General features: G+C 61.5%; 19 protein-coding genes. 13 read left to right on the forward strand and 6 right to left on the reverse strand.

What is annotated here, in order from left to right; genetic code table 11:
• Positions 1-2: 2 nt before the first annotated feature.
• Genes tssK through tssA form a run of 4 tightly spaced genes read left to right on the forward strand, consistent with a single transcriptional unit; the run spans position 3 to position 7,020 of the window.
• On the forward strand, positions 3-1,334 hold the full coding sequence (gene tssK / locus BMZ46_RS24465; RefSeq protein WP_039767161.1) for a type VI secretion system baseplate subunit TssK: 1,332 nt from the start codon (positions 3-5) through the stop codon (positions 1,332-1,334).
• Positions 1,335-1,352: 18 nt separating this feature from the next.
• Entirely contained in the window at positions 1,353-2,117 is a 765-nt protein-coding gene (locus BMZ46_RS24470; protein WP_074688779.1) for a DotU/TssL family secretion system protein, read from the forward strand.
• Positions 2,114-5,935: a type VI secretion system protein gene (locus tag BMZ46_RS24475; RefSeq protein ID WP_074688777.1), complete on the forward strand. Its 3,822-nt coding sequence runs from the start codon at positions 2,114-2,116 to the stop codon at positions 5,933-5,935. Before BMZ46_RS24470 ends, BMZ46_RS24475 begins: the two co-directional genes overlap by 4 nt.
• Positions 5,932-7,020 (forward strand): type VI secretion system protein TssA, encoded by a 1,089-nt coding sequence (gene tssA, locus BMZ46_RS24480; RefSeq protein ID WP_074688775.1) that lies wholly within the window; start codon positions 5,932-5,934, stop codon positions 7,018-7,020. The genes BMZ46_RS24475 and tssA overlap by 4 nt, the downstream gene beginning before the upstream one ends.
• Here tssA and BMZ46_RS24485 read toward each other — a convergent pair.
• Entirely contained in the window at positions 7,017-7,985 is a 969-nt protein-coding gene (locus BMZ46_RS24485; RefSeq protein ID WP_039767151.1) for a 2-hydroxyacid dehydrogenase, read from the reverse strand. The two genes, tssA and BMZ46_RS24485, sit on opposite strands and share 4 nt — an antisense overlap.
• 172 nt (positions 7,986-8,157) lie before the next feature.
• Entirely contained in the window at positions 8,158-8,541 is a 384-nt protein-coding gene (locus tag BMZ46_RS24490) for a tautomerase family protein (protein ID WP_007958838.1), read from the reverse strand.
• 274 nt (positions 8,542-8,815) lie between these two features.
• Here BMZ46_RS24490 and BMZ46_RS24495 point away from each other — a divergent pair, with 274 nt between their 5' ends.
• The 3 genes from BMZ46_RS24495 to BMZ46_RS24505 all read left to right on the forward strand — a co-directional run bounded on the left by BMZ46_RS24495 (position 8,816) and on the right by BMZ46_RS24505 (position 10,768).
• Complete coding sequence (locus tag BMZ46_RS24495) at positions 8,816-9,010, forward strand: hypothetical protein (protein WP_074688773.1); 195 nt, start codon at positions 8,816-8,818, stop codon at positions 9,008-9,010.
• Positions 9,011-9,061: 51 nt separating this feature from the next.
• On the forward strand, positions 9,062-9,232 hold the full coding sequence (locus tag BMZ46_RS29420) for a hypothetical protein (RefSeq protein ID WP_166742324.1): 171 nt from the start codon (positions 9,062-9,064) through the stop codon (positions 9,230-9,232).
• A 255-nt stretch (positions 9,233-9,487) separates the two neighbouring features.
• Positions 9,488-10,768 (forward strand): HAAAP family serine/threonine permease, encoded by a 1,281-nt coding sequence (locus tag BMZ46_RS24505; RefSeq protein ID WP_064597506.1) that lies wholly within the window; start codon positions 9,488-9,490, stop codon positions 10,766-10,768.
• A gap of 292 nt (positions 10,769-11,060) precedes the next feature.
• Here the strand turns inward: BMZ46_RS24505 and acnB are convergent, their stop codons facing one another.
• Positions 11,061-13,670 carry a bifunctional aconitate hydratase 2/2-methylisocitrate dehydratase gene (gene acnB, locus BMZ46_RS24515; RefSeq protein WP_039767143.1) on the reverse strand — a complete coding sequence of 870 codons (2,610 nt, stop codon included), beginning with the start codon at positions 13,668-13,670 and terminating at the stop codon, positions 11,061-11,063.
• A gap of 469 nt (positions 13,671-14,139) precedes the next feature.
• Between acnB and BMZ46_RS24520 the strand changes: the two genes are divergently transcribed.
• Positions 14,140-14,610, forward strand: a complete 471-nt coding sequence (locus BMZ46_RS24520) for a DUF1289 domain-containing protein (protein WP_039767141.1) — start codon at positions 14,140-14,142, stop codon at positions 14,608-14,610.
• A gap of 42 nt (positions 14,611-14,652) precedes the next feature.
• Here the strand turns inward: BMZ46_RS24520 and BMZ46_RS24525 are convergent, their stop codons facing one another.
• Positions 14,653-15,516, reverse strand: coding sequence for a universal stress protein (locus tag BMZ46_RS24525; RefSeq protein WP_074688767.1), 864 nt, complete (start codon positions 15,514-15,516; stop codon positions 14,653-14,655).
• A gap of 159 nt (positions 15,517-15,675) precedes the next feature.
• Between BMZ46_RS24525 and BMZ46_RS24530 the strand changes: the two genes are divergently transcribed.
• From BMZ46_RS24530 to BMZ46_RS24540, 3 genes are all read left to right on the forward strand, one after another.
• Positions 15,676-16,284: a MiaE family protein gene (locus BMZ46_RS24530; RefSeq protein ID WP_074688765.1), complete on the forward strand. Its 609-nt coding sequence runs from the start codon at positions 15,676-15,678 to the stop codon at positions 16,282-16,284.
• A 140-nt stretch (positions 16,285-16,424) separates the two neighbouring features.
• On the forward strand, positions 16,425-17,132 hold the full coding sequence (locus BMZ46_RS24535; RefSeq protein ID WP_011334763.1) for a response regulator: 708 nt from the start codon (positions 16,425-16,427) through the stop codon (positions 17,130-17,132).
• The gene (locus BMZ46_RS24540; RefSeq protein WP_074688763.1) at positions 17,133-18,419 is read left to right on the forward strand and encodes an ATP-binding protein; all 1,287 of its coding nucleotides are present in this window, start codon (positions 17,133-17,135) and stop codon (positions 18,417-18,419) included. It abuts the gene before it with no gap.
• 33 nt (positions 18,420-18,452) lie between these two features.
• Here the strand turns inward: BMZ46_RS24540 and BMZ46_RS24545 are convergent, their stop codons facing one another.
• Positions 18,453-19,352: a bestrophin family protein gene (locus BMZ46_RS24545; RefSeq protein ID WP_074688761.1), complete on the reverse strand. Its 900-nt coding sequence runs from the start codon at positions 19,350-19,352 to the stop codon at positions 18,453-18,455.
• Positions 19,353-19,381: 29 nt separating this feature from the next.
• Complete coding sequence (gene moaA, locus BMZ46_RS24550) at positions 19,382-20,380, reverse strand: GTP 3',8-cyclase MoaA (RefSeq protein WP_039767130.1); 999 nt, start codon at positions 20,378-20,380, stop codon at positions 19,382-19,384.
• Between the two features lie 357 nt (positions 20,381-20,737).
• Between moaA and BMZ46_RS24555 the strand changes: the two genes are divergently transcribed.
• Positions 20,738-23,062: an FdhF/YdeP family oxidoreductase gene (locus BMZ46_RS24555; protein ID WP_039767129.1), complete on the forward strand. Its 2,325-nt coding sequence runs from the start codon at positions 20,738-20,740 to the stop codon at positions 23,060-23,062.
• A gap of 109 nt (positions 23,063-23,171) precedes the next feature.
• Positions 23,172-24,587 carry a cytochrome ubiquinol oxidase subunit I gene (locus BMZ46_RS24560; protein ID WP_074689296.1) on the forward strand — a complete coding sequence of 472 codons (1,416 nt, stop codon included), beginning with the start codon at positions 23,172-23,174 and terminating at the stop codon, positions 24,585-24,587.
• The last annotated feature ends 1 nt before the right edge of the window (position 24,588 follow it).

A 24,588-nucleotide genomic window follows, 5' to 3' on the forward strand; every position in this document is an offset into this window, starting at 1 on the left:
GTATGAGTCTGCTACCTGACGCGGTCTGCTGGCATGAAGGCATGCAATTGCTGCCCCAGCATTTTCAGTTACAGGGCCTGCGGGCCGAGGCCCTTGGAGCGCATCTGGCTCAGTCGTGCAATCCGTGGTTCTTCGGCGTCAGCCACATGGAGTTCGACCCGTCGGCGATGAGCGCCGGGGTGGTGCGGGTGCTGTCGTTACAGGGGACGATGCCGGACGGTCTGCCGGTCAATCTGCAAGTCGGCGTCGACCCGACGCTGGAGCTGGACGTCGCTGCCGCGATCGACGCCACGGAGGATGCGACGGTGACGGTTTATCTGGCGATCAGTCCGCTGTGGCGCGCCGGTCAGTTGTTGCCGCTCAAGGGACGTTTGCAATCGGTGGTCGGCGAGGCATTGCCGGATCTCACCAGCGGTGAATTTCCTGAATCGATCACGGTGTGGCGCCCCAATCCACGGCTGTGCACGCAACTGAACAAGGCCGATTCGATCTGCCTGCCGCTGCTGAAAATCCGCAAGGAGGGCGGCGGTTTCCTGCCATTGCCGTATACGCCGCCGACACCGGTCCTGTTGCCGGAATCCCCATTGGGTCGGCGGGTGGCCGGGCTCTGCGCGCGGGCGCGGGAGAAGTGCCTGTTTCTCGGCGGGCGATTGCGCCAGGCGCAACAGGCCGGCAATCAGGATGACGCGCTGGAAATCCGTCGGCAGATGACGGCGTTGTGGGCGCGGTTGCCGGAAGTGGAAGGGGCGCTGATCAGCCGTGTCGCTCATCCGCAAAGCATTTATGTGCAACTGCTGGGACTCGCCGGTGCGTGGTCGGCGCTGGACCCGCTGGCGGGCGTGCCGGCTTTTGCTCCACTGGATTTTCTCGAATTGCAGCGCGGTTACGAACCGCTGCTCGACTGGCTGGAAAACACCCTGGAGCTGATCCGCGCCGGTTACCGCAGCATCGCATTCGAGCGCGGCGAGCAGAGTTTTTCCATTCAGTTGCCGGACGAGCAACCGAGCCAGCGTCTGGTCATCGGCCTGCGCATGCCCAACGGCGCCAGCGAGCAGGCGGCCGACGAATGGCTGCGCGGCGCGATCATCGCCTCGGCTCCGCACATTACCTTGCTCAGCCGTCAACGCATGAGCGGTCTGACGCATCAGGCCATGAGCCGCAGCGAGCAGGTGGCCTACAGCGTCGGCGACGACACCCGGTTGTTCGTGGTGACCGCCGAAGGTAGCTGGTTCGATGCGCAACTGCCGCTGATGATCGCCGCGCCGGCCACCCGGCTGACCAGCAGTCCGTGGCAAGTAGTGTTGTTTGTCGCCCAGAACAGTGAACGTGCCTGATCACACAAGGAACGTCGTATGTCGCAAGGAAGTGCCGCAAGCCTCGGGTTGCAGGACGCTCCGCTGAGCAGTGCGTTCCGCCACACCTGGCAGCAGTGGTCGCATGACTGGAGCCAGTTGCCCAAGGACAGCGAGGACGAAGCGGCGCTGGTCGAAACCGTGGTCGAACTCTCGACCCAGGCTTCGCAACGGTTGTGGCGCACCGCGTTTGCCCGGGTCGGCGATTCGGCGACCGAGCAGGTCAAGGCGTTGGTGTACGCGTTTGTCGCGCTGGTCGATGAAACCCTGCTGTTCAGCCCGTGGCCGGGCCAGAGTGCCTGGCAGGAAAAGCCCCTGGAGTCGCGACTGTATTCCAGCCGTCAGGCCGGCGAGCAAGTGCCGGCGGCGATCCAGACCCTGCTCGATGAACAGCAGCCCACCACCCGCGATCTGGCCAACGTGTATTTGCAGTGTCTGATCCTCGGTTTTCACGGACGCCTGCGCGGTGAGCAGGGCCAGGTGCAGCGAGAGAAATGGCGGCGGGCGCTGTTCACGTTTGCCTGGCAGGACGAGGCCGATTACGCGGGTGTCAGCCAGCGTCTGGTACAGCCTTCGCTGGCGACACCCTTGCAGTTGCCGGTGCGCACGGCGTTGCCCGATGGCTTTCGTCTGGCGCTGGGCATTCTGGCGATGATTCTGCTGCTGACCGGGCTCGGGCAGTTTCTGTGGCGTGACATCCGTCAGGAACTGGAGCCGGTGTTGCAGGCGCCCGACACGCTGGCGGCGCCGGAGCAAGACTCATGAGTAGCCTGACGATCGTGGCCTGGGTGGTCGTCATCCTTCTGCTGCTGGTGATCATCGCGGTGGCGGTGTGGTGGTTGCGTACCCAGAGCGGCGCGGCGATCCGCAGTTTCTACGCTGCGGTGCGGCACATGGAACAGGAGCAGGGCGCCCACGACCGGTATCAGATGCCGTGGCTGCTGATGCTCGGCGATGAAACCCAGGGCGCGCAACTTGCCACCCAGTGGCGTTTGCAGCCGACCGATAAACCGGCGTGGTTCGGTCGCTGGTGGTCGGACTCCGAAGGCGCGGTATTGGTGGTGCCGCAAGCACTGTTTTTGCCGGAAGACGGCATGCACCTGCAACGCGGCGGCTGGTGGCGTCTGCTCGGGTTGATCCTGCGCCTGCGCAGCAAGCGCCCGCTGGACGGGGTGATCTGGACGGTGCCGGTCAGTCGGTTGAGCAATCTGGAACAGGCTACGCAACTGGGGCTGGCGGCGCGTCGGCGTTTCATCGATCTGTTGCAGCGCTTTGGTCTGAGCCTGCCGGTGTACGTGGTCATCACCGGGCTGGAAGAACTCCCGGGATTTCAGGAACTGATCAGCGCCTTGCCGGACGAGGCTCGCGATCGCACCCTGGGCTGGTCGTCGCCCTATGCCCGCGATGCGGTGTGGCAGGGGCAATGGAGCGATCAGGCGCTGGATCGGCTGCACCGTTCGGTGGCGGAAGCGGTGATCGAAATCGGCACCTTGTCCGGGCATTTGAGTGCGGATCTGTACGCCTTGCCGGAACGCCTTGAAACCTTGCGCCGAGGTTTGCAGAGCGTGTTGGAGCCAGTGTTTCAAGGCAATGCTCAGGGTGAGGCACCGTGTTTTCGTGGCGTTTACCTGACGGCCAATCAGCCGGCCGACGATGCGCTGGACGGCTTTTCTGCCGGTGACAGCGGTCTGCAGCAAAGTGCATTTGTCCGTCAGTTGTGGCGTCAGCGAATAGTCGGCGAACGCGGGCTGGCCCAGGGCGTACCGCGCCTGTTGCGCCTGCGCCAGCGCTGGCAGCGAGTCACCGCCGGGGTGGCGCTGGTGGTCGGGGTGGTGTGGGCGGTGGCGATGCTCTGGGTCTGGCAGGCGTCGGTCAAGGACGCCCATGAATTGGCGCGGCTGCTGCAGGGCGCGCAGAAAAATTACGTGGCGGTCACCGACGACGAGCATCGGGTCGAGCCGACCCGGCGCAACGTGCAGAACTTCTGGCGGGTGCTGGAACGGGCGCCGCACTGGCACTACGTTTCGCTGGCCTTTCCGACGTCATGGTTTTCCTCGCTGGACGGGCGACTCGAACAGGAAGTGTTCAGGTCGACCCAGCGCCACATGCTGCAACCGCTGCACGATCTGCTGGTCGCGGAGCTCGCGAAAATCAAGGCGATCCGCGCCACCGACCGGCGCGCCAGCGTCGAAAGCGAAGACCCGGCGCAGTGGCAGAATTATCAGAAGGCCACGGATCTGGTCGAGCGGGCCTTGCGTCTGGAACAACAGAATCAGTTGTTCGCCCAGGTACAGAACAATCAGCGGACGCCGCTGGAGGATTTGGCGCAGCTGAGCAACAGCGCGCTGTCACTCAACCTCAACGCCGGCACCTTGCCCCATGCCGCCTACTACAACCGGCTGCTCGCAGCCAGTGATGGCGGCGACTTCCAGGCTCTGGATCTGAGCGTTGAACGGCCGTTGATCGTGAGTAATTTCACCGGGCTGATGGAGCGCTGGCTCGATCAGTATTTTCTGGCCGACAACTTCGTCAGCAAGGCCGGCTACCTCAAGTTGCATCTGGAACAGCTTGAAGCCGGGAGTGGCAACAGCCTCACCGAACTGGAAGACCTGCGCGCCCTGATCGACGACCTGCAAGCGGCGATCGCCCTGACCAACTCGACCTGGAGTCGCGGCAAGGGTCAGGAGCTGGTGCCGGGTTATCGCGAATTTCTCGACAAGGTGCGCAAGAGTTCATTGCTGGGCCCGCCCGTAGAGCAGCAGCTTGATGCGCAGGCCGGCAAGTTGCAGCAGAGTTTTCGCGATCAATGGATCGCCCAGGTGGGTTCGCGGGGCAATCTGCTGGTGCAGCAGGGCAGCGGGCAACTGGCGCTGCAGGATCAGGTGGTCAAGCTCAACAATGCGGTGCAGGCCCTGTTCAAGCGCGACTTTGTCTCGATTGCCCTGCGCGCCAGTCAGAACAGCGTCAATCGGCAAGGTCAGACCGTGGACGGCGATGACCTCAACGTGTCTCTGAATTATTTCGCCAGCTATAAAACTTACGTTGCCGAAGAGCTGCCGCGCATTCCGCCGGCCTATCGCGAAGCATTGCTGCAAGCGGCTGAAACCGCCGCGGCGCAGGCGATGTGGTTGAGCCTCAAGGATCACGATGACCAGACTCATGCCTACGCGGTGTTCAACGTGCAGGCGGTGCAGGCAATGAACCTGCAAAAGGCCTTTGTCGAGGTGCATCGCAGTGATCTGGCGGCGCGTCTGCAAGGGGCGTTGAACCGCCGGGCGATGGCGCAGATTGTCGGCGGGCTGGATGAAATTACCGCGCAGCCGCTGTTCGGCGGCCGTACGGAAATCAGCCAGTGGGACGGCTCGAAAAACCTCGGCCTGCAACTCTATGGCGCCAGCGATGTGCAGGATCTGAAACTGAGCCTCAAGCAGCAATTCAACACCATGCTCGGCATCACCGAGCGTCGCGCTCCGGCGCTGGAGTGGCTGAAGACCCAGCAGGGCAATCTGTCGGCGCTGGATTACGAGCGCGTGACCCAGTTCAGCGCGCTCAACGACGAATTGCTCAAGTACAAGGATTCCAACCCCGCCAGTTCACCGGCGCAGATCGAGCAACTGGTCAGCCGCGACTTCATTGAAATGGACACCGGCTCCTGCGTGCAGGTGTTGCAGACCGCCAATCTGACCGGCGGGCGTGGCACCCTGGCGATGCGTGCGGTGGAGCTGCAGCAGTCGGCCCTGCAACGCTGCCAGCTCCTGCAACAGCAACAGGCAGCCGCCGCGTGGAACGAGTTGGCCGGCTATTTCAATCAGTACTTGGCCGATCGCTTTCCTTTTGCCAACGGTGTTCAGGCTCAGGATGCCGACCCGGCGCGGGTTCAGCACTTTCTGGAAATCATCGACAAGTGCTTGCCGGTGGCTCAGGCCGGACTGGTTCTGAGCCAGACCCCGGAGCGGCTGGCGGCGGAAGATTTTCTCAACCGGGTGAAACAGGCCAGCGTCTGGCTGACGCCGCTGTTCGTGCGGGACAAGAGCGGGATTCTCGGCGTCGAACTCGACGTGCGCTGGCGCACCGATCGCGAAGAAGAGAAGGGCGCCGATCAGGTGATTGCCTGGGGCTTGCTGGCCGGTAATCAGCAGATCAGCTATCCCGCTGCCGACCAGCCGAACCTGCGCTGGATGCCCGGTCAGCCGATCCGCCTGACCCTGCGCTGGGCGCGCAACGGCAAGGAGCGTCCGGTCAACGACCCGCTGCAACCGAACCTGGTGGTGCGCGATCTGGAGGCCGGTTGGGAGTATGGCGGGCCGTGGTCGCTGCTGCGCCTGATGCGCGCGCACTTCTCGGTGCAACGTCAGCCGAGCATGGATTACACCGATTTTCCGTTGAGCCTGCGTCTGCCGGTGACCGCGCAGAATGACAGCGTCACCAGCGAATTCACCCGGATGTTCGTGCGCGTGTCGCTGATGAGCCAGGGCTCGAAACTGCCGTTGTCGATTCCGACGTTGCCGACCCGTGCGCCGCGTTCGCCGTTCCAGGTGACCGGTACCACCGCCGCCCTTGAATCGCAGAAGGAGGATTTGTGAGCCTGCCCTCGATCCCATTGCCTGACCTGATCGATCAGTTGCTTGCGCCCATCAGCGACGACGCGCCCTGTGGTGCGGACCTGCGCTATGAGCGCGAGTACGACCAGTTGCGCGATCTGCGCCGTGAGGACGACGCGAGTTTGCCCACCGGCGTCTGGCAGTCGACCCTGAAACGGGCCAACTGGCCGGAAGTCGAGCGGCTGACCACCCTGCTATTGCTCGAGCGCAGCAAGGACCTGATGCTCAGCGCCTGGTTGGGCGAGGCCTGGCTGCACCTGCAGGCACTCGATGGACTGCCGGGCAGTCTGGCGCTGATTGCCGGTCTGTGTGAGCGCTATCCCGAACAGTTGCACCCGCAGGCCGATGACGGTGACCAGTCGTGGCGGGCGATTCCGCTGGAGTGGCTGGTGCGTCGCTACAGTGAAGTGCTGCTGACCCGGGTGCCTTTATTTGGCACGCACAACAGCGACTTTGAGGGTTATACCCTCGAAACCTGGCGACGGATTCAGATGCAGCAGGTGCAGGCCAACGACTCCAAAGGCGCCAAGGCGTCAGCCGAAACTGCGCGCAGCGAACACAAGAAACTCATCGAGCAGGTGCGGACCACGCCCATGGCCTTCTGGCTGCGCCATCAAGGCAATCTGCTGCTGAGCCTGCAACACCTGCAGCGTCTCGATGCCTGGTGCGATGCGTATCTGGGAGATCAGGGACCGGGGCTCGGGCCGTTGCAGGACACCCTTCAAGCGTTGCTGACACTGGTTCAGGAGTTTATCGCCATGCACCCACAACAACCGCTGTCGGCACCGCCGCCTGCACCGGTCGCGGTCTCTCCGGTTGAAGCTTCTGTCATGACCGCGCCCGAAGCAGCTCCAGTGAATCGCGAACCGGCCAGCCGCGAAGAGGCTTATCGGCAATTGCTGTTGATCGCCGAGTACCTGGCCCGCACCGAACCCCACAGCCCGGTGCCGTATCTGATCCGGCGCGGGGTCGAGTGGGGCAACAAACCGTTGAGCGAGCTGCTCGGCGAGTTGATTTCGGCAGACGCCGAATCCCGGCGTCTGTGGACCTTGCTCGGCGTGCTTTAGTGCACGCGCTGGTTGTTGAGTTTCGGCGGTAGCTGGAGCGGCGTCAGTACCGGTTGCCCGGAGAAGAACGCCATCAGATTCTTGCCCACCAGCTCAACGGTGCCTTGGGTGGCTTCCGGTGACAACCCGGCGACGTGAGGGGTAAGAAGCACGTTGCTGAGGTTTTTCAGCGCATCGGGCACTTGTGGCTCGTGATCGAACACATCCAGCGCTGCGCCGGCGATTCGACGTTGTTCCAGTGCGGTGATCAAGTCGGCAGTGGCGATCACGCTGGCACGGGCAATGTTGACGATGAAACCATTGGGCCCCAGGGCATCAAGCACCGGGCGGGTCACCAGATGCTGGCTGCCGATGCCGCCGGGCGTGGCAACCACCAGAAAGTCCGAGGCCCGGGCCAGTTCGGTCGGGGTCGAGCAGAACGCGTAAGGCACGTCGCTGCGCACCTGACGGTTGTGGTAGCTGATCTCCATGTCGAAGCCCAGGCCCGCGCGTTTGGCAATCGCCATCCCCACCGCACCCAGCCCGAGAATCCCCAGGCGCTTGCCGGCCAGCGACGGGCGCATGATTTTCGGCCACTCGCCCCGACGCACCGCCGCATCGCAGCGCGGAATGTCCCGCACCAGCGCCAGCAGCATGGCCATGGCGTGGTCGGCCACCGACGAAGCGTTGACGCCGGCGCCATTGGTCACGATCAGACCCCGGTCGCTGGCGGCCTGCAGGTCGACCTGCTCGTAACCGGCGCCGATCACGCAGATGATTTTCAGCGCGGGCAATGCGGCGATCTCTTCAGCATATAAACCCAGCGGGCCGCGGGTCAGCACCGCGTCAATCCGCGCCCCATGGGTGGCGATGGCTTGCGCGCGTTCGGCAGGGGTCGGTGCAAGAATCAGGTGAAAACCCTGATGTTCGAGAATCGGCAAATAGTCATTGATGGTTTCAACCAGTACCAGAACGGTGGCGGGCATTGCTCGGCTCCTGTGATCGTCGGTCTTCGGGCGCAAAAGTCGGTTCAGAGTGCTGACTCCAGAGCGGTTTGGCAATGGCTGGCGCGGCCCCGCATCAGGCAGTGTAGGAGCTGATGCGGGGAGCGCGCGGGTGCTTCGTCAGAAGGTGAGGCCGGCGCCCGTGGTCACAGGATCAGGTCACATACTGGGCGATGCCGTTGCCGAACGACCAATTCTCTTTTTTCACCTCCACCAGATTGATGAACACATCCTCCTGACGCACGGCCAGTTGCTGGTTCAGGTTGCGCGCGATGGTCTGGAACAGCCGTTGTTTCATCTCGACGGTGCGGCCTTCGCTGATGGTCAGCTGGATGAACACGATGCCGTCGCTGCGCTGGATCCCCAGGTATTGCGGGTCATAGACGAAGTGCTGGTCGTCGTGCTCGGCCAGCACCTGAAAGTTGTCGTGTTCCGGCACATTGATCTCGCTGCGCAGGGCGGCGTAGATCACTTCGCCAATGCGTTTGGCGAACGTCGGGTCCGGGTTCTTCTTGATGTCGACGCGGACGAGGGGCATGGGATGGCTCCACAGGCGAGGGGGACTGGACGGGAATGTCAGTCAATTCGCCATTGGGTATAGCCGAAAAATGCCGGTCAGTGAGGTTGTTTAAAAACGTTAGGAAATGGACGCACCGTCCTGCGGGATTTACGGATGTTGCCTACGAGTGCTGCCGGATTCATCCGCTATACGGCGGGGTGAGAAGCGCGGAACCATAGAGAGCAGGACGGGATGCGCTCTTCAGGACGGAGCGGCAACCCGGACGGAAATTGCCATCAGCCAAGGAAGGCCAATGCTTCATAACGATCGTGAAAGTCTGGAACTCGACAGGTTGGAACATGAGTCACGAAAGCTCGTGGCTGAAAGACAAAAGCTGCTGGCGGAGGAAAAGAAGCTGAGGTGGGAGGCAAACTTGTATCCAGTCGCGGTATTTGGTGGGGTGTTGACTGCATTCACTGCAGTAGCAGGATTTTTTTTCAAATTTTGAGTGTTCGCCTTTCAAAACAGTCAGGCCCAGGGAACCCAGAGGAAGATCAGCATGAGTACATATGACCGCAAGGCCAGAATGGAACGCTCAGAGCGAGAGCACGATGAGTGGGTCGAAAGAATGCGCATCAAACACAAAGGTGAAATGCTTCCGATGTTGGGGTTATTTGGCTTCGGCATCTTCTGCATGTCCCTTGGCTTCATATTGGCCCGATTGATCTGATCGGGCTTTCCCATGGCTCATTCGGCGCCTGCGCATGCCATAAAACGACATTTGGCGTATCTGGTGCCGACAGTCTTTTTCCCAAAAGCGACAAGCCTCCGATCTGCTCCGCACAACCATTCCTCAGCTAAGTCTTTGCTTCTGCTCATTTATCGCGGAGAATCGCGCCCCTGTTTCGGCCGGAGCATGTCTGTCGGTTTTTTCCGACGCGTCCTGACCGAGTGGCAAGTGACCGGAATGCGGAGATCCGACCGGATGAATGATCAGGCCAATAGCGTCGAACAACGCTTTGAGGCGGCAGCACCAGCCGAACTGTCGAGCTGGAATCGCCATGACACTACCTGGATGTTGGGACTGTTTGGGACGGCCATCGGCGCCGGTACCCTGTTTTTGCCGATCAACGCAGGTCTGGGTGGCTTCTGGCCGCTGGTGATCCTCGCGCTGCTGGCGTTCCCGATGACGTTCTACGCACACCGCGGTCTGACCCGCTTCGTGCTCTCCGGTCGCGAAGGCGCCGACATCACCGACGTGGTGGAACAGCATTTCGGCATCAAGGCCGGCGCGCTGATCACCCTGCTGTACTTCTTCGCTATCTTCCCGATCCTGCTGATCTACAGCGTTGGCCTGACCAACACGGTCGCCAGTTTCCTCGAGCACCAACTGCACATCACGCCGCCACCGCGCGCGCTGCTGTCGTTCGTGCTGATCCTCGGCCTGCTGGCCGTGGTGCGCTGCGGCGAGCAAGTGATCGTCAAGGCCATGAGCCTGATGGTGTATCCGTTCATCGTCGCGCTGCTGTTCCTGGCGGTGTACCTGATTCCGCACTGGAACGGCGGCATCCTGACCACCGCTTCGCAAGTGCCGGCACCGTCCGCGCTGCTGCACACGTTGTGGCTGGCGATTCCGGTGATGGTGTTCTCGTTCAACCATTCGCCGATCATCTCGGCGTTTGCTGTGGATCAGAAGCGTCGTTACGGCATTCACGCGGATGAGCGCAGCTCGCAGATCCTGTCTCGCGCGCACCTGCTGATGGTGGTGATGGTGCTGTTCTTCGTGTTCAGCTGCGTGCTGACCCTGTCGCCGGAGCAACTGGCCGAAGCCAAGGCGCAGAACCTGTCGATCCTGTCGTACCTGGCCAACCATTTCAGCAACCCGACCATCGCGTTCGCGGCACCGCTGATTGCGTTTGTGGCGATTTCCAAGTCGTTCCTCGGCCACTACATCGGTGCCAGCGAAGGCCTGAAGGGCTTGATCGTCAAGAGCGGCAAGCGTCCGGGCGCCAAGGCGCTGGACCGCATCGTGGCGGCGTTCATGTTGGTGGTGTGCTGGATCGTGGCGACCCTGAACCCGAGCATCCTCGGCATGATTGAAACCATCGGTGGCCCGGTCATCGCGGCGATCCTGTTCCTGATGCCGATGTACGCGATCCGCAAAGTGCCGGCGATGGCCCGTTATCGTGGGCAGATGTCGAACGTGTTTGTCACCGCAGTGGGTCTGGTGGCGATTTCGGCGTTGATCTATTCGCTGACGGCTTGAGGTTCAACACCAGATCCCGATTGATCTTGTGAAACACAAAGGCCGATCTGCCTCGCGGGTCGGCCTTTTTTGTGCCTGCGATCTTCGCGGGCAGGTTCGCTTCCAAGATGATCGTTCCCACGCTCTGCGTGGGAACGCAGCCAAGGACGCTCTGCGTCCTGAACCGTGACGCAGAGCGTCACAAGAGGCATTCCCACGCAGAGCGTGGGAACGATCAGCGCCAGCCGTTCAGCAGGCATAAAAAAACGCCGCTCATCTCGCGATGGGCGGCGTTTTTCATTGCGTTGCAGCGTTAGGCTTGAACGACCGGGATCTTGGCGTTCGCAGCAGCTTCACGGAACTCGGCAATCTGGTCGAAGGACAGGTAGCGGTAAACGTCGGCCGCCATGCTGTCGATCTTGCCAGCGTATTCCATGTACTCCTCGACGGTCGGCAGGCGACCCAGGATCGAAGCAACGGACGCAAGCTCAGCCGAAGCCAGGTAGACGTTCGCGCCGTCGCCCAGACGGTTCGGGAAGTTACGGGTCGAGGTCGACACCACGGTGCTGTTCGGCTCAACGCGTGCCTGGTTACCCATGCACAGCGAGCAGCCTGGCATTTCCATGCGGGCGCCGGCCTTGCCGTAGATGCCGTAGTAGCCTTCTTCGGTCAGTTGGTGAGCGTCCATCTTGGTCGGCGGCGACAGCCACAGACGGGTTGGCAGCTGACCCTTGACCTGATCCAGCAGTTTACCGGCAGCGCGGAAGTGACCGATGTTGGTCATGCACGAACCGATGAACACTTCGTCGATTTTCTCGCCAGCAACGCTGGACAGCAGACGGGCGTCGTCCGGGTCGTTCGGCGCGCACAGTACAGGCTCGCTGATATCGGCCAGATCGATTTCGATGACTTCGGCGTACTCGGCGTCGGCATCGGCTTCCATCAACTGCGGGTTGGCGATCCAGGCTTCCATCGCTTGAGCACGACGCTCCAGGGTACGCGCATCGCCGTAGCCTTCGCCGATCATCCAGCGCAGCAGGGTGATGTTGGACTGCAGGTACTCGGTGATCGACTCTTTCGACAGCTTGATGGTGCAACCGGCAGCCGAACGTTCGGCCGAGGCGTCGGACAGTTCGAACGCCTGTTCCAGGGTCAGACCTTCCAGGCCTTCGATTTCCAGGATGCGGCCGGAGAAGGCGTTTTTCTTGCCTTTCTTCTCGACGGTCAGCAGACCGTTCTGGATGGCAAAGTAAGGAATGGCATGAACCAGGTCACGCAGGGTGATGCCAGGTTTCATTTTGCCTTTGAAGCGCACCAGGATCGATTCCGGCATGTCCAGCGGCATGACGCCGGTGGCAGCGGCGAACGCGACCAGGCCGGAACCGGCCGGGAACGAGATGCCCATCGGGAAACGGGTGTGCGAGTCACCACCGGTACCGACGGTGTCCGGCAGCAGCATGCGGTTCAGCCACGAGTGGATGATGCCGTCGCCCGGACGCAGGGAAACACCGCCGCGGGTCATGATGAAGTCAGGCAGGGTGTGGTGGGTGGTCACGTCGATCGGCTTTGGATAAGCCGCGGTGTGGCAGAAGGACTGCATCACCAGATCAGCGGAGAAGCCCAGGCACGCCAGGTCTTTCAGTTCGTCACGGGTCATTGGACCGGTGGTGTCCTGAGAACCTACGGTGGTCATCTTCGGTTCGCAGTAGGTGCCAGGACGAACGCCTTTGCCTTCTGCCAGACCGCAAGCCTTGCCGACCATTTTCTGCGCCAGGGTGAAGCCCTTGGTGCTTTCAGCCGGTGCTTCCGGCTTCTTGAACAGGTCGAACGCTGGCAGACCCAGTTCGGCGCGAGCCTTCTCGGTCAGGCCACGGCCGATGATCAGCGGGATACGGCCGCCGGCGCGGACTTCGTCCAGCAGGACCGGGGTTTTCATTTCGAAGGTGGTGATGACTTCGTCGGTACCGTGCTTGCAGACTTTGCCTGCGTGCGGGTACAGGTCGATCACGTCGCCCATGTTCATGTTCGATACGTCGAACTCGATTGGCAGTGCGCCGGCATCTTCCATGGTGTTGTAGAAGATCGGGGCAATTTTGCTGCCGAAGCAGAAACCGCCAGCGCGCTTGTTCGGCACGTAAGGGATGTCGTCGCCGAAGAACCACAGAACCGAGTTGGTCGCCGATTTACGCGAGGAACCGGTACCGACCACGTCACCGACGTAGGCGATAGGGAAGCCCTGGCCGCGCATTTCTTCGATCTGCTTCATCGGGCCGGTCTTGCCTTGCTCGTCCGGAACGATGCCGTCACGGGCCATTTTCAGCATGGCCAGGGCGTGCAGCGGGATGTCTGGACGCGACCAGGCGTCAGGAGCAGGGGACAGGTCGTCGGTGTTGGTTTCGCCAGTCACCTTGAAGACGCGCAGGCTGATCTTGTCGGCCAGCACCGGACGCTTCTTGAACCACTCGCCGTCAGCCCAGGATTGCAGCACGGCCTTGGCGTGAACGTTGCCGTTCTTGGCCTTTTCAGCCACGTCGTGGAAGGCATCGAACATCAGCAGGGTGTGCTTGAGTTCCTCGGCGGCCACTGGCGCCAGCTCGGCGTTGTCCAGCAGTTCAACCAGGGTCACGATGTTGTAGCCGCCCTGCATGGTGCCGAGCAGTTCTACAGCGCGCTTCTTGTCCAGCAGAGGGGAGGAGACTTCGCCCTTGGCCAGTGCGGAGAGGAAACCGGCCTTGACGTAGGCGGCTTCGTCCACTCCTGGTGGTACGCGATTGGTGATCAGGTCAACGAGGAAAGCTTCTTCGCCAGCCGGAGGATTCTTCAGCAGCTCGACCAGGCCTGCAGTTTGTTCGGCGTTAAGCGGCTGGGGAACGATACCCAGGGCTGCACGCTCTTCGATATGTTTGCGGTAGGCTTCAAGCACAGTTATTACCCTCATCAGTGGTCCCAAATGGGTGTCCGGGACGCTCATCCCGAAATTGCCGTACTCATGCTCCTCACGACGTTGTGGGTCGTTCGGCCAGAATTACCGGCAATTCCTTACAGAAGCTGCTTTCAAAGTTTTACGCCTGCAGAACGGGGAGCTGATGAGGGTTGGCGTATGGCTTTTCCCCGCTGGAAAAACCTTACGCCAACACCGCTCTGAAGGAACGACTGTGCTCGTGACGCTTTGAAAACAGCTTCTAACGGACATTGGCGCCTAAAAAGGCTGGCTGATTCTACGGCAAAAAAAATTTAAAGGTAAGTCGCGCTCTATTGGACTTTGGTTGCGTTGTGCGCAGGTGGGGCAAACCCTGATCCGGCGCTTGCCCCTGACGTTTGAGGGGTGATGAATGGCGGACAAAGGGCTAACATGCCGACCTGTTCCGCGTTTCAAGTGTTTTGCCCACTCTATGCCCAATCAGACCATCAAGACCCCCTGCGTCGGCCTCTGCTCCACCGTTTACGGTGATCTGGTGTGCCGTGGCTGCAAGCGTTTCCACCACGAAGTGATCCATTGGAACGGTTACAACGAGGAGGAAAAGCGCGCGGTCTGGCTGCGTCTTGAGCAATTGCTGTCACAAGTGATGGCGAGCAAGGTCGAGGTCTTCGATCCGGCGCGCCTGCGTCTGCAGCTGGAACAGCGCAAGATCCGCTTCGTGCCGCATCAGTCGGAATATTGCTGGGCGTATCAGCTGATCGCCCGGGGCGCGCGGGTGATCATTAATCTGGAAGCCTACGGCATGGTGCTGCTGCCGGAGTTTCGCGACTGGAACCTGCCGGAACTGCGCGATGCCATTGATCGGGAATTTTTCCTGCTGTCGGAAGCGCACTATCAGCGCTACATCGCGCCCGGTTTTCTTAAGGATGCGCTCGGCGACTGAGGTTGGCTTACGGCCAGGGAGATTGCTCCCTGGCCGCAAAGGTCAATGCTTGACCGCCAACTCCACCAGATGGTCTTCAACCTCCTGAGGCTTGAGCACCAGCACGTCGCTTTCCAGCTGATCCAGCACCTGTTCGGCGGTATTGCCAATTAACGCACCGGATACCCCGCTGCGCGCCACGGTGCCGATCACCGTCACCGCCGCCTGCAGCTTGTGCGCCACGAACGGAATCAGCACATCGGCCGGGCCTTCCTCGACGTGCAGGTGAGCGTCATCGATGTCGAATTCAGCCTGAAACGCCCGGCATTGCTCGCGATAGCGCGCCTCGATGGTTTCCTTGAGCTGGAACGTCGGGTCGGCCGCCGACAGCATCGGCGACGGATGGGCGGTGATCACGTGCAGATGCCCCTTGGCCAGGCTGGCGATGTCGAAGCCGTGGTCGATGATCGTGGTGTGCAGATGACGGTGTTCGCCGTCGGCATTGCCCACGTCGACCGCCGCAAGAATCACCTTGTCCTTCCACGAACCGGCGGTTTTCACCAGCAGCACGGGAGTAGGGCAATGGCGCAGCAGTTTCCAGTCCGCCGGGGTCAGCAGGGCCTTCTTCAGCGAGCTGTCGGGGAAATGCTGTTTGATCACCAGCCCGCAACCTTCGGCCTGCTGCACGTCGATGATGGTTTCGTGCAGGCTCTCGTTCCACGCCTGTTCGGTGGTGACGCTGTAGCCGTCCGCCAGCAGCGCGGCCTTGAGCACGCTGAGCATGCCGGCGTGATCGTGCTTCTTGTCGCAGACCAGCAGGTGCAGATGGGCCTGGGTCACCCCGGCGATCAGCTTGGCGCGCTTGAGCGCCAGGCTTTCCGCGTGTTCGGGTTCGATAACCACCAGAATGCTGCGAATGGCTTGCATAGCGGAGTCTCCAGCAATGAAAAGGCACGGCGTTGCACAACTATAGTTGCTGCTGCCGTGCCTGCGACTTGATGCATATCAACGCCGGCCGCTGGTGGTCTGCGGGCAGGCCGGTATAATCGGCGCCCTTCGCTCGAACACCTTTTGACCGTGAGCCCCATGATCCTTCCCGAAATCCACGACTTCCTTGGTTGCCGCACGCCTGACGCCTGGGTCCAGGCCGCGCTGGCCGATCAGGAAACCCTGCTGATCGACCACAAGAACTGCGAGTTCAAGGCCGCCAGCACCGCCTTGAGCCTGATCGCCAAGTACCATTCCCATGTCGATCTGATCAACATGATGTCGCGTCTGGCCCGGGAAGAACTGGTGCACCACGAGCAGGTGATGCGCATCATGAAGCGACGCAAGATCGAACTGCGCCAGCTGCATGCAGGCCGTTATGCCTCGAGCCTGCGCAAAGTGGTGCGCAGCCATGAACCGGTGAAACTGGTCGACACCCTGGTGGTCGGCGCCTTTATCGAAGCGCGCAGTTGCGAGCGGTTCGAAGCGCTGGTGCCGCACCTGGACGAAGAACTCGGCAAGTTCTACTTCGGCCTGCTGAAAAGCGAGGCCCGGCATTTTCAGGGTTACCTGAAACTGGCCTATCAGTACGGCGACGCCAAGGACATCGCCCAAGTGATCGAGAGAGTCCGCGCCGCCGAGCGGGACCTGATCGAATCGCCGGACGAGGAATTCCGTTTCCACAGCGGCGTACCTGTCGCGGCATGAATTGTTAAAAACTCTTAAGAGTATGAAACATCAACGAAAACCGGCCCCGGAGCCCGGTTTTTGCTGCCTGCGATAAACGACTCGCCCGCGAATGCCGCCATAATGGCGCCCACTTCACAAAGCGGTTGGCGGCGGTTGTTATGGATAACCTGGGTTTTGGCAGAGTCCTGCTGGTGGAAGACGATGAGCGGCTGGCCGCGCTGATCGCCCACTTTCTCGAACAACACGGCTACGAGGTGCGCACGGTGCATCGCGGCGACCTGGCCGTGGCCGCGTTTCTCGAATTCAAGCCCAAAGTGGTGGTGCTCGACTTGATGCTGCCGGGGCAGAGCGGCCTGCACGTGTGCCGGGAAATCCGCAGCGTGTCGGACACACCGATTGTCATCCTGACCGCCAAGGAAGACGATCTCGACCATATTCTGGGCCTGGAGTCCGGCGCCGATGACTACGTGATCAAACCGATCAAGCCGCCGGTTCTGCTCGCACGCCTGCGTGCCCTGCAACGCCGGCAGGTGCCGGACAGCGGCGTGGTCAGTTCACTGGAGTTCGGCAACCTGATCATCGACCGCAGTTGCCGCGAAGTGCGTCTGGCGGGCGAGCTGATCGAGCTGACCACCATGGAATTCGAGCTGCTGTGGCTGCTGGCCAGCGCCGCCGGCAAGATCCTGTCGCGCGATGACATTCTCAACCGCATGCGCGGCATCGCCTTCGATGGCCTCAACCGCAGCGTCGACGTGTACATCAGCAAGTTGCGCAACAAACTCAAGGACAACCCTCGCGAGCCGGTGTGCATCAAGACCGTGTGGGGCAAGGGTTACCTGTTCAATCCGTTCGCGTGGGAGTTGTAGATGCTGCGGTTATTTCTCGGGCTGTTTCTGGTGATGACCGTCGGGCTGGTGGCGGCGCTGCAAACCGTCGAGCACACCTTCAACGCGTTGCTCGACAACCAGATGCAGGCCTACAACCGTGAAGCGGTGCGCGGTCAGGCCTGGTCGCTGGTCGAACACATGCGCGACCAGCAGGGCGCGGCGCGCGAGGCGCAACTGGAGGCGTTACGGCCGCACTACGGGCTGACGTTGAGCCTGGTCGAGGCTGACCAATTGAACCTCAGCGATCAGGAAAAAGCCGAACTGGCCCAGGATGTGTTGGTGATCCGCGATGACTACACCCAGTTCATCAGCAACATCGACGGTGGTTCGCAGTTGCTCAGTATCAAGCTGCCGCCCGAGCCGAGCCTGATGCCGTTCTACATTGCCGGGGCCTATATGATGTTGGCGGTGCTGCTCGGCATCGTTTTGTACTTCTGGGTTCGTCCGCACTGGCGCGATCTGGAAAAACTGCGGCTGGCCGCCGAGCGTTTCGGCGACAACGATCTTTCGGTGCGGATCCAGCTGTCCAAACGCTCGAACATCCGCGACTTGGCCGGCCACTTCAACCTGATGGCGGCGCGCATCGAAGGCCTGATCGCCAATCAGCGCGAACTGACCAACGCGGTCTCCCACGAACTGCGCACGCCGATTGCCCGGTTGTCGTTCGAGCTCGATCAGCTCAAGCAGCAACCGGACGCCAGCCAGAACCGCGAACTGATCGCCGACATGTATGCCGACCTCGGCGAGCTGGAAGAAATGGTCTCCGAACTGCTGACCTACGCCAGCCTCGAACGCGGCGCGACCGTGATCACCCGCGAGAATATTCAAGCTGCCAACTGGCTCGACAGCGTGGTCGGCAGCGTGGCGCTGGAGGCCGAGGCGGCCGGGGTGCAGCTATTGATCGTTGATTGCCGGGTCGATGAAGTGCGGATCGAACCGCGGTTCATGGCGCGGGCGGTGATCAATCTGCTGCGCAATGCCATCCGGTATGCCGAGCAGCGTGTCGAGGTGTCGCTGGTGCGCATCGGTGATCAATACGAAGTGCAGGTCAACGACGACGGCCCGGGCGTGCCGCTGGATGGACGGGAGAAAATCTTCGAACCGTTCTCGCGTCTGGACGCCAGCCGCGACCGCCGCACGGGCGGCTTCGGCCTCGGCCTGGCGCTGGTGCGGCGGGTGTCGCAATCCCATGGCGGGCAGGTCGAGGTCGGCGATTCATCATGGGGCGGGGCGTCGTTCCGCATGACCTGGGCGCATCTGGATTAATGACTCTCCCTTCCCGGAAATGGAGGCAGTCGATTAACTGAGGACGTAGTCCACCGGTTTCAGCGCTGGCGGCAACGGTTCCGTTCCCAGCTCCGAGAGAATATCCCGCTCGATGCTGCGCACCAGCGCATCGGTCGGCAAATCGTTTTCATCCCGGCCGAACGGGTCTTCCAGCTCATCGGCAATCGCATCCAGCCCGAAGAAGGTGTAGCTGACAATCGCCGTGAACAGCGGCGTCAGCCAGCCCAGCGGTTCGGCCATGGCGAACGGCAGCAGGATGCAAAACAGATAAATCGTGCGGTGCAGCAGCAAGGTGTAAGGGAAGGGCAGCGGCGTGTTCTTGATCCGCTCGCACACCGCCTGCGCCTGGGTCAGGCTGGTCAGGTGATTGGCCAGCAGCATGTAGCGCCATTCGCTGAGATCACCTGATTCGTGCAGATCGGAACATTGCTGGCCGACGGTTTGCAGGATTCGCCCGCTGTAGTCCGGTACCTGCGCATCGTGTTGCGGGGTGATCCACTCGGCGCTGGCGGCGGCTTCGTCTTCCCGGCGCAACCGCGCATTCAGCGCGTGGGCAAAACCTGCGAGGTTGAGCAGCAACAGACGGCGCTGGGCCGATTCGCGAATCACATGGGTCTCGCGGATCACCGAGCGCACATGCACGATCACTTCGCCCCAGGCCTTGCGCGCTTCGTACCAGCGGTCGTAACAGGCGTTGTTGCGAAAATTCATGAAGATCGACAGCGACAGGCCGAGCAGGGTGAACGGTGTGGCGTTGACCTTGGTGAAGTTGCTCGGGTGGAGCATTTCCACCAGCACGATGGCCGACGCCAGCAGCGTCACCATCAGGGCGCGCAGGGCGATGCGCTTGGCAATCGAGCCCTTGAGGGTGAAGAGAATGGCGAATTGATTGACCTTGGGTCGGATAATCATGCGGCTCTCTGCCTTGCAAACGTGGCGGATCAGCCGCCGGTCATGTTCATGAAACGCACCACTTGCACGTCGTCGTTCACTTCAAAGTTGTGCCGGTAAGGCTTGAGTTTCATCGCTTCAATGATGGCTTTCTCGAGCCGTTCCGGTTGGCCCGGATGAGCCCGCAGCACCGCTTTCAGATCCACCGAATGCTCGTTCCCCAGACACAGTAGCAAACGCCCCTCGACCGTCAGCCGCACCCGGTTGCAGGTGCCGCAGAAGTTGTGGCTGTGGGGCGAAATAAACCCCAGCCGGATGTGCGGGGCTTCGGCCAGCCGCCAGTAACGCGACGGGCCCTGGGTCGATTCGGCGGAGTCGATCAGGGTGTAGCGCTCGGCGATCTTTTCGCGCACCTGAGTGCTGGAAAAGAACGACTCGGCGCGGCTGTGTTCGCTGATGATCCCCAGCGGCATTTCCTCGATGAAGGAAATGTCCAGATCCCGCTCGATGGCGAACTGCACCAGATCATTGATCTCGTGATCGTTGCGGCCCTGCATCACCACGCAATTGAGTTTAGTGCGGGTAAATCCGGCGGCGCGTGCGGCGTCGATGCCGTCGATCACCTGGCCCAGGTCGCCGGTGCGGGTCATCTGTTTGAAGCGCTCGGCATCGAGGCTGTCGAGGCTGACGTTGAGGCGTTTGACCCCGGCGTCGAACAGCGGGCTGGCGAGTTTGCCGAGTTGCGAGCCGTTGGTGGTCAGGCACAGTTCGCGCAGGCCGGGCAGGGCGGCGATCTGCTTGCACAAGCCGACGACGCCGGGGCGAATCAGCGGCTCGCCGCCGGTCAGGCGGATCTTGCGGGTGCCCAGTGCAACGAAGCTCTGCGCCAGTTGATAGATCTCCTCCAGCGTCAGCACCCGTTGGCGCGGCAAAAACTGCATGTCTTCAGCCATGCAATACACGCAGCGGAAGTCGCAGCGGTCGGTGACCGACATGCGCAGGTAGTCGACGCGGCGGTTGTAACCATCGATCAAGACGCGCTCTGACATGACAGCCTCGCTTGGGTGAAATCCGCTATTGAAGGGATTGGGTCGGCGCAGGTTATGAGCAACTTCGAACAGCGTCCAATCACTCTTGATTACCGGCCGATTGATGCTGTCGATGATGAAAAATTTATTCGTCATTTTTCCCTTCCTGGTTTTGCAAGTGCCCGGATTTAAAGGGATTAAGTTGGTGATAGATGCTTTCGATAACGCAGTCATTAATAGCGATTAGACAAGGTTTTGCAGCGGTTTCTATCCTTGGCCCCGTCAAACGAAACGACCGCTTTTTTAACCTGAAAGTCAGTCGTCGCTGTTTAAACCCGATCAGGTTTTTGCCTGTGTGCATCGTCGTGGAGAAGTCCCATGTCACAAGTCGACCGTTACAAACCCTACAAGGGCGCCGCTGCGGGTTGGGGCGCTGTGATCAGCCTCACCAAGAACTGGCTGGGCAGTGAAAATGCCCTGAAAAACATCCGCGCCATGCTCAAGACCAACCAGAACGGCGGCTTCGACTGCCCCGGTTGCGCCTGGGGTGAAGCACCCGGCGCGAGCATGCTCAAGTTCTGCGAGAACGGCGCCAAAGCGGTGAACTGGGAAGCCACCGGCCGCCTGGTCGATCCGGCGTTCTTCAACAAGTACACAGTCTCGAGCCTGGCCGAGCAAAGCGATTACTGGCTTGAGTATCAGGGCCGGATCACCCATCCGATGCGTTACGACGCGCGGGTCGACCGCTATGTCGAAACCACCTGGGACGACGCCTTTGCGCTGATCGCCAAGCACCTCAAAGGCCTGAAATCGCCCCACGAGGCCGAGTTCTACACCTCGGGTCGCGCCAGCAACGAAGCGGCGTTTCTCTATCAGTTGTTCGTCCGCGCCTACGGCACCAACAATTTCCCGGACTGCTCGAACATGTGCCACGAAGCCAGCGCCGTCAGCATGGGCGAGAGCCTGGGCGTCGGCAAAGGCACGGTGGTCTATGAAGACCTGCACCACGCCGACGCGATTTTCGTGATCGGCCAGAACCCCGGCACCAACCACCCGCGCATGCTCGAACCGCTGCGCGAAGCGGTGAAACGCGGCGCGCAGGTGGTGTGCATCAACCCGCTCAAGGAGCGTGGGCTGGAGCGCTTCCAGAATCCGCAGAACCCGATCGAGATGCTCAGCAACGGCTGGGAAGCGACCAACACCGCGTACTTCCGCCCGGCACTGGGCGGCGACATGGCGATGATTCGCGGCATGGCCAAATTCCTGCTGGAGTGGGAGCGCGAAGCCCAGGCCACTGGCGGCGAACCGGTGTTCGATCACGCCTTCATTGCCGAGCACACGTCGGGTCTCGACAGCTACCTGGCCGAAGTCGATGCCACGAGCTGGGAGCACATCGTCGAGCAGTCCGGCGTGCCGCTGCATGACATCGAACTGGCCGCCCGCATGTACGCCCGCGCCAAGAGCGTGATCATGTGCTGGGCCATGGGCCTGACCCAGCACGTACACTCGGTGCCGACTCTGCAGGAAGTCATCAACCTGCAACTGTTGCGCGGCAACGTTGGCCGTCCGGGCGCCGGGCTGTCGCCGGTGCGCGGCCACAGTAATGTGCAGGGCGACCGCACCATGGGCATCAACGAACTGGCCCCGACCGAGCTGATGGACGCCCTGGAAAAACGCTTCAACTTCAAGGTGCCGCGCATGCACGGCCACAACACGGTGATGGCGATTGGCGCCATGGAACGTGGCGAAGCCAAGGTGTTTATCGGGCTCGGCGGCAACTTCGCTCAAGCCACGCCGGACACCCCGCGCACCCACGCCGCGATGCGCAAACTCGACCTCACCGTGCACATTTCGACCAAGCTCAACCGCAGCCATCTGGTGACCGGGCGTGATGCGTTGATCCTGCCGTGCCTGGGCCGTACCGACATCGATGTCCAGGCCGAAGGTCCGCAAGGCGTGACGGTGGAAGACACCTTCAGCATGGTGCATTTGTCGTTCGGCCAACTGAAGCCGAAGTCGGCGCACCTGAAATCCGAGCCGGCGATCATTGCCGGGATCGCCGCCGCCACATTGGGCAAACACCCGATCGACTGGGAATGGGCGGTGGGCGACTACGGGCGCATCCGCAACCTGATCGCCGACGTGATTCCGGGCTTCGAGAACTTCAACGAGAAACTGCTGATCCCCGGTGGTTTCCACCTCGGCAACAACGCCTCCGACCGGGTCTGGAACACCGAATCCGGCAAGGCCCAGTTCACCCCGTGCGTGCTGCCGGAACATCTGATCAGTGAAGGCGTGCGCAACCTACCGGTCAAACCGCACCTGATCCTGCAAACCATGCGTTCCCACGATCAGTACAACACCACGCTGTACGGCCTCGACGACCGTTATCGCGGTGTATACGGGATGCGCGACGTGGTGTTCGCCAACGAACAGGACATCCGCCGGCTCGGTTTCGAACCGGGGCAAAAGGTCGATCTGGTGGCGCTGTGGGGCGACGAGCGTGAGCGTCGGGTCAGCGGTTTCACCCTGATCGCCTACGACATTCCCGCCGGGCAGGCTGCCGCGTACTACCCGGAAACCAATCCGCTGGTGCCGCTGGAAAGTTACGGTGACCGCACCTACACGCCGACCTCCAAATTCGTGGCGATCCGCCTCGAAGCGGCCGAGGCGAGCAACCTGATTCCGTCGTCGGTGGCCTGACCGACCCACGCGATCCAACCCTTTTGCAATTTGACTGGCTGCAGGCGTTCGCGCCTGGCGGTGGCCCGGCCGTGTGCTGCCGCTTTTCAGCCTGGATGAGGACATCATCATGTTCAACCTGGAGGCACTGGACCTGGCGCGAATTCAATTCGCGTTCACGGTTTCGTTCCACATCATCTTCCCGGCGATCACCATTGGTCTTGCGAGTTTCCTGGCGGTGCTCGAAGGCCTGTGGCTGAAAACCGGTAACGACACTTACCGCGATCTTTACCACTTCTGGTCGAAGATCTTCGCCGTCAACTTCGGCATGGGCGTGGTGTCGGGGCTGGTCATGGCGTATCAGTTTGGCACCAACTGGAGCGGGTTTTCCGACTTTGCCGGCAGCGTCACCGGGCCGTTGCTGACCTATGAAGTGCTGACCGCGTTCTTCCTCGAGGCCGGGTTCCTCGGGGTGATGCTGTTCGGCTGGAACCGTGTCGGCCGTGGCTTGCACTTCTTCGCCACGGTGATGGTCGCCATCGGCACGCTGATCTCGACCTTCTGGATTCTCGCCTCCAACAGCTGGATGCAGACCCCGCAGGGCTTCGAGATCGTTGACGGCCGGGTGATGCCGGTCGACTGGCTGGCGATCGTGTTCAACCCGTCGTTCCCGTTCCGGCTGGCGCACATGGCGATTGCCGCGTTCGTTGCCACGGCGTTCTTTGTCGGCGCTTCGGCGGCCTGGCATTTGCTGCGCGGCAACGACAGCAAACCGGTGCGCAAGATGTTTTCCATGGCGCTGTGGATGGCGCTTATCGTCGCGCCGATTCAAGCGGTGGTCGGTGACGCCCATGGCTTGAACACCCTGGAACACCAACCGGCAAAAATCGCCGCCATCGAAGGTCACTGGGAAAACGCCGACAACGGTCCAACCCCGCTGGTGTTGTTCGGCATCCCGGACATGCAGGCGGAGAAGACCAAATACGCGATCGAGATTCCGTACCTCGGCAGCCTGATCCTCACCCACAGCCTCGACAAGCAGATTCCGGCGCTCAAGAGCTTCCCGAAAGAAGACCGGCCGAACTCGACCGTGATCTTCTGGAGCTTCCGCGTGATGGCCGGGCTGGGCATGTTGATGATTCTGGTCGGTGTGCTGGGCCTGGCGCTGCGGCGCAACGGCAAGGTCTACCGGCATCGCGGCTTCCAGCGGCTGGTGCTGCTGATGGGGCCGAGCGGTCTGATCGCGCTGCTGGCCGGTTGGATCACCACCGAAGTCGGGCGTCAGCCGTGGGTTGTTTACGGTCTGATGCGCACTCATGACGCCGCGTCCCATCACTCGGTGGCGCAGATGAGCACCTCGCTGGCGCTGTTCGTCGTCATCTACTGCACGGTGTTCACCGTGGGCATCGGCTACATGATGAAACTGGTGAGCAAGGGCCCGCAGCCGCACCACGAACATCCGCCCGAAGGCACTCAGGTGCAGACCCCGCGCCGGCCACTTTCGGCGGTCATCGACAACCTCGAATCCGCGACCCGGGTCCACTGAA

It is taken from the genome of Pseudomonas sp. NFIX49 (genome assembly GCF_900115915.1).
Lineage (GTDB): Bacteria > Pseudomonadota > Gammaproteobacteria > Pseudomonadales > Pseudomonadaceae > Aquipseudomonas > Aquipseudomonas pharyngis.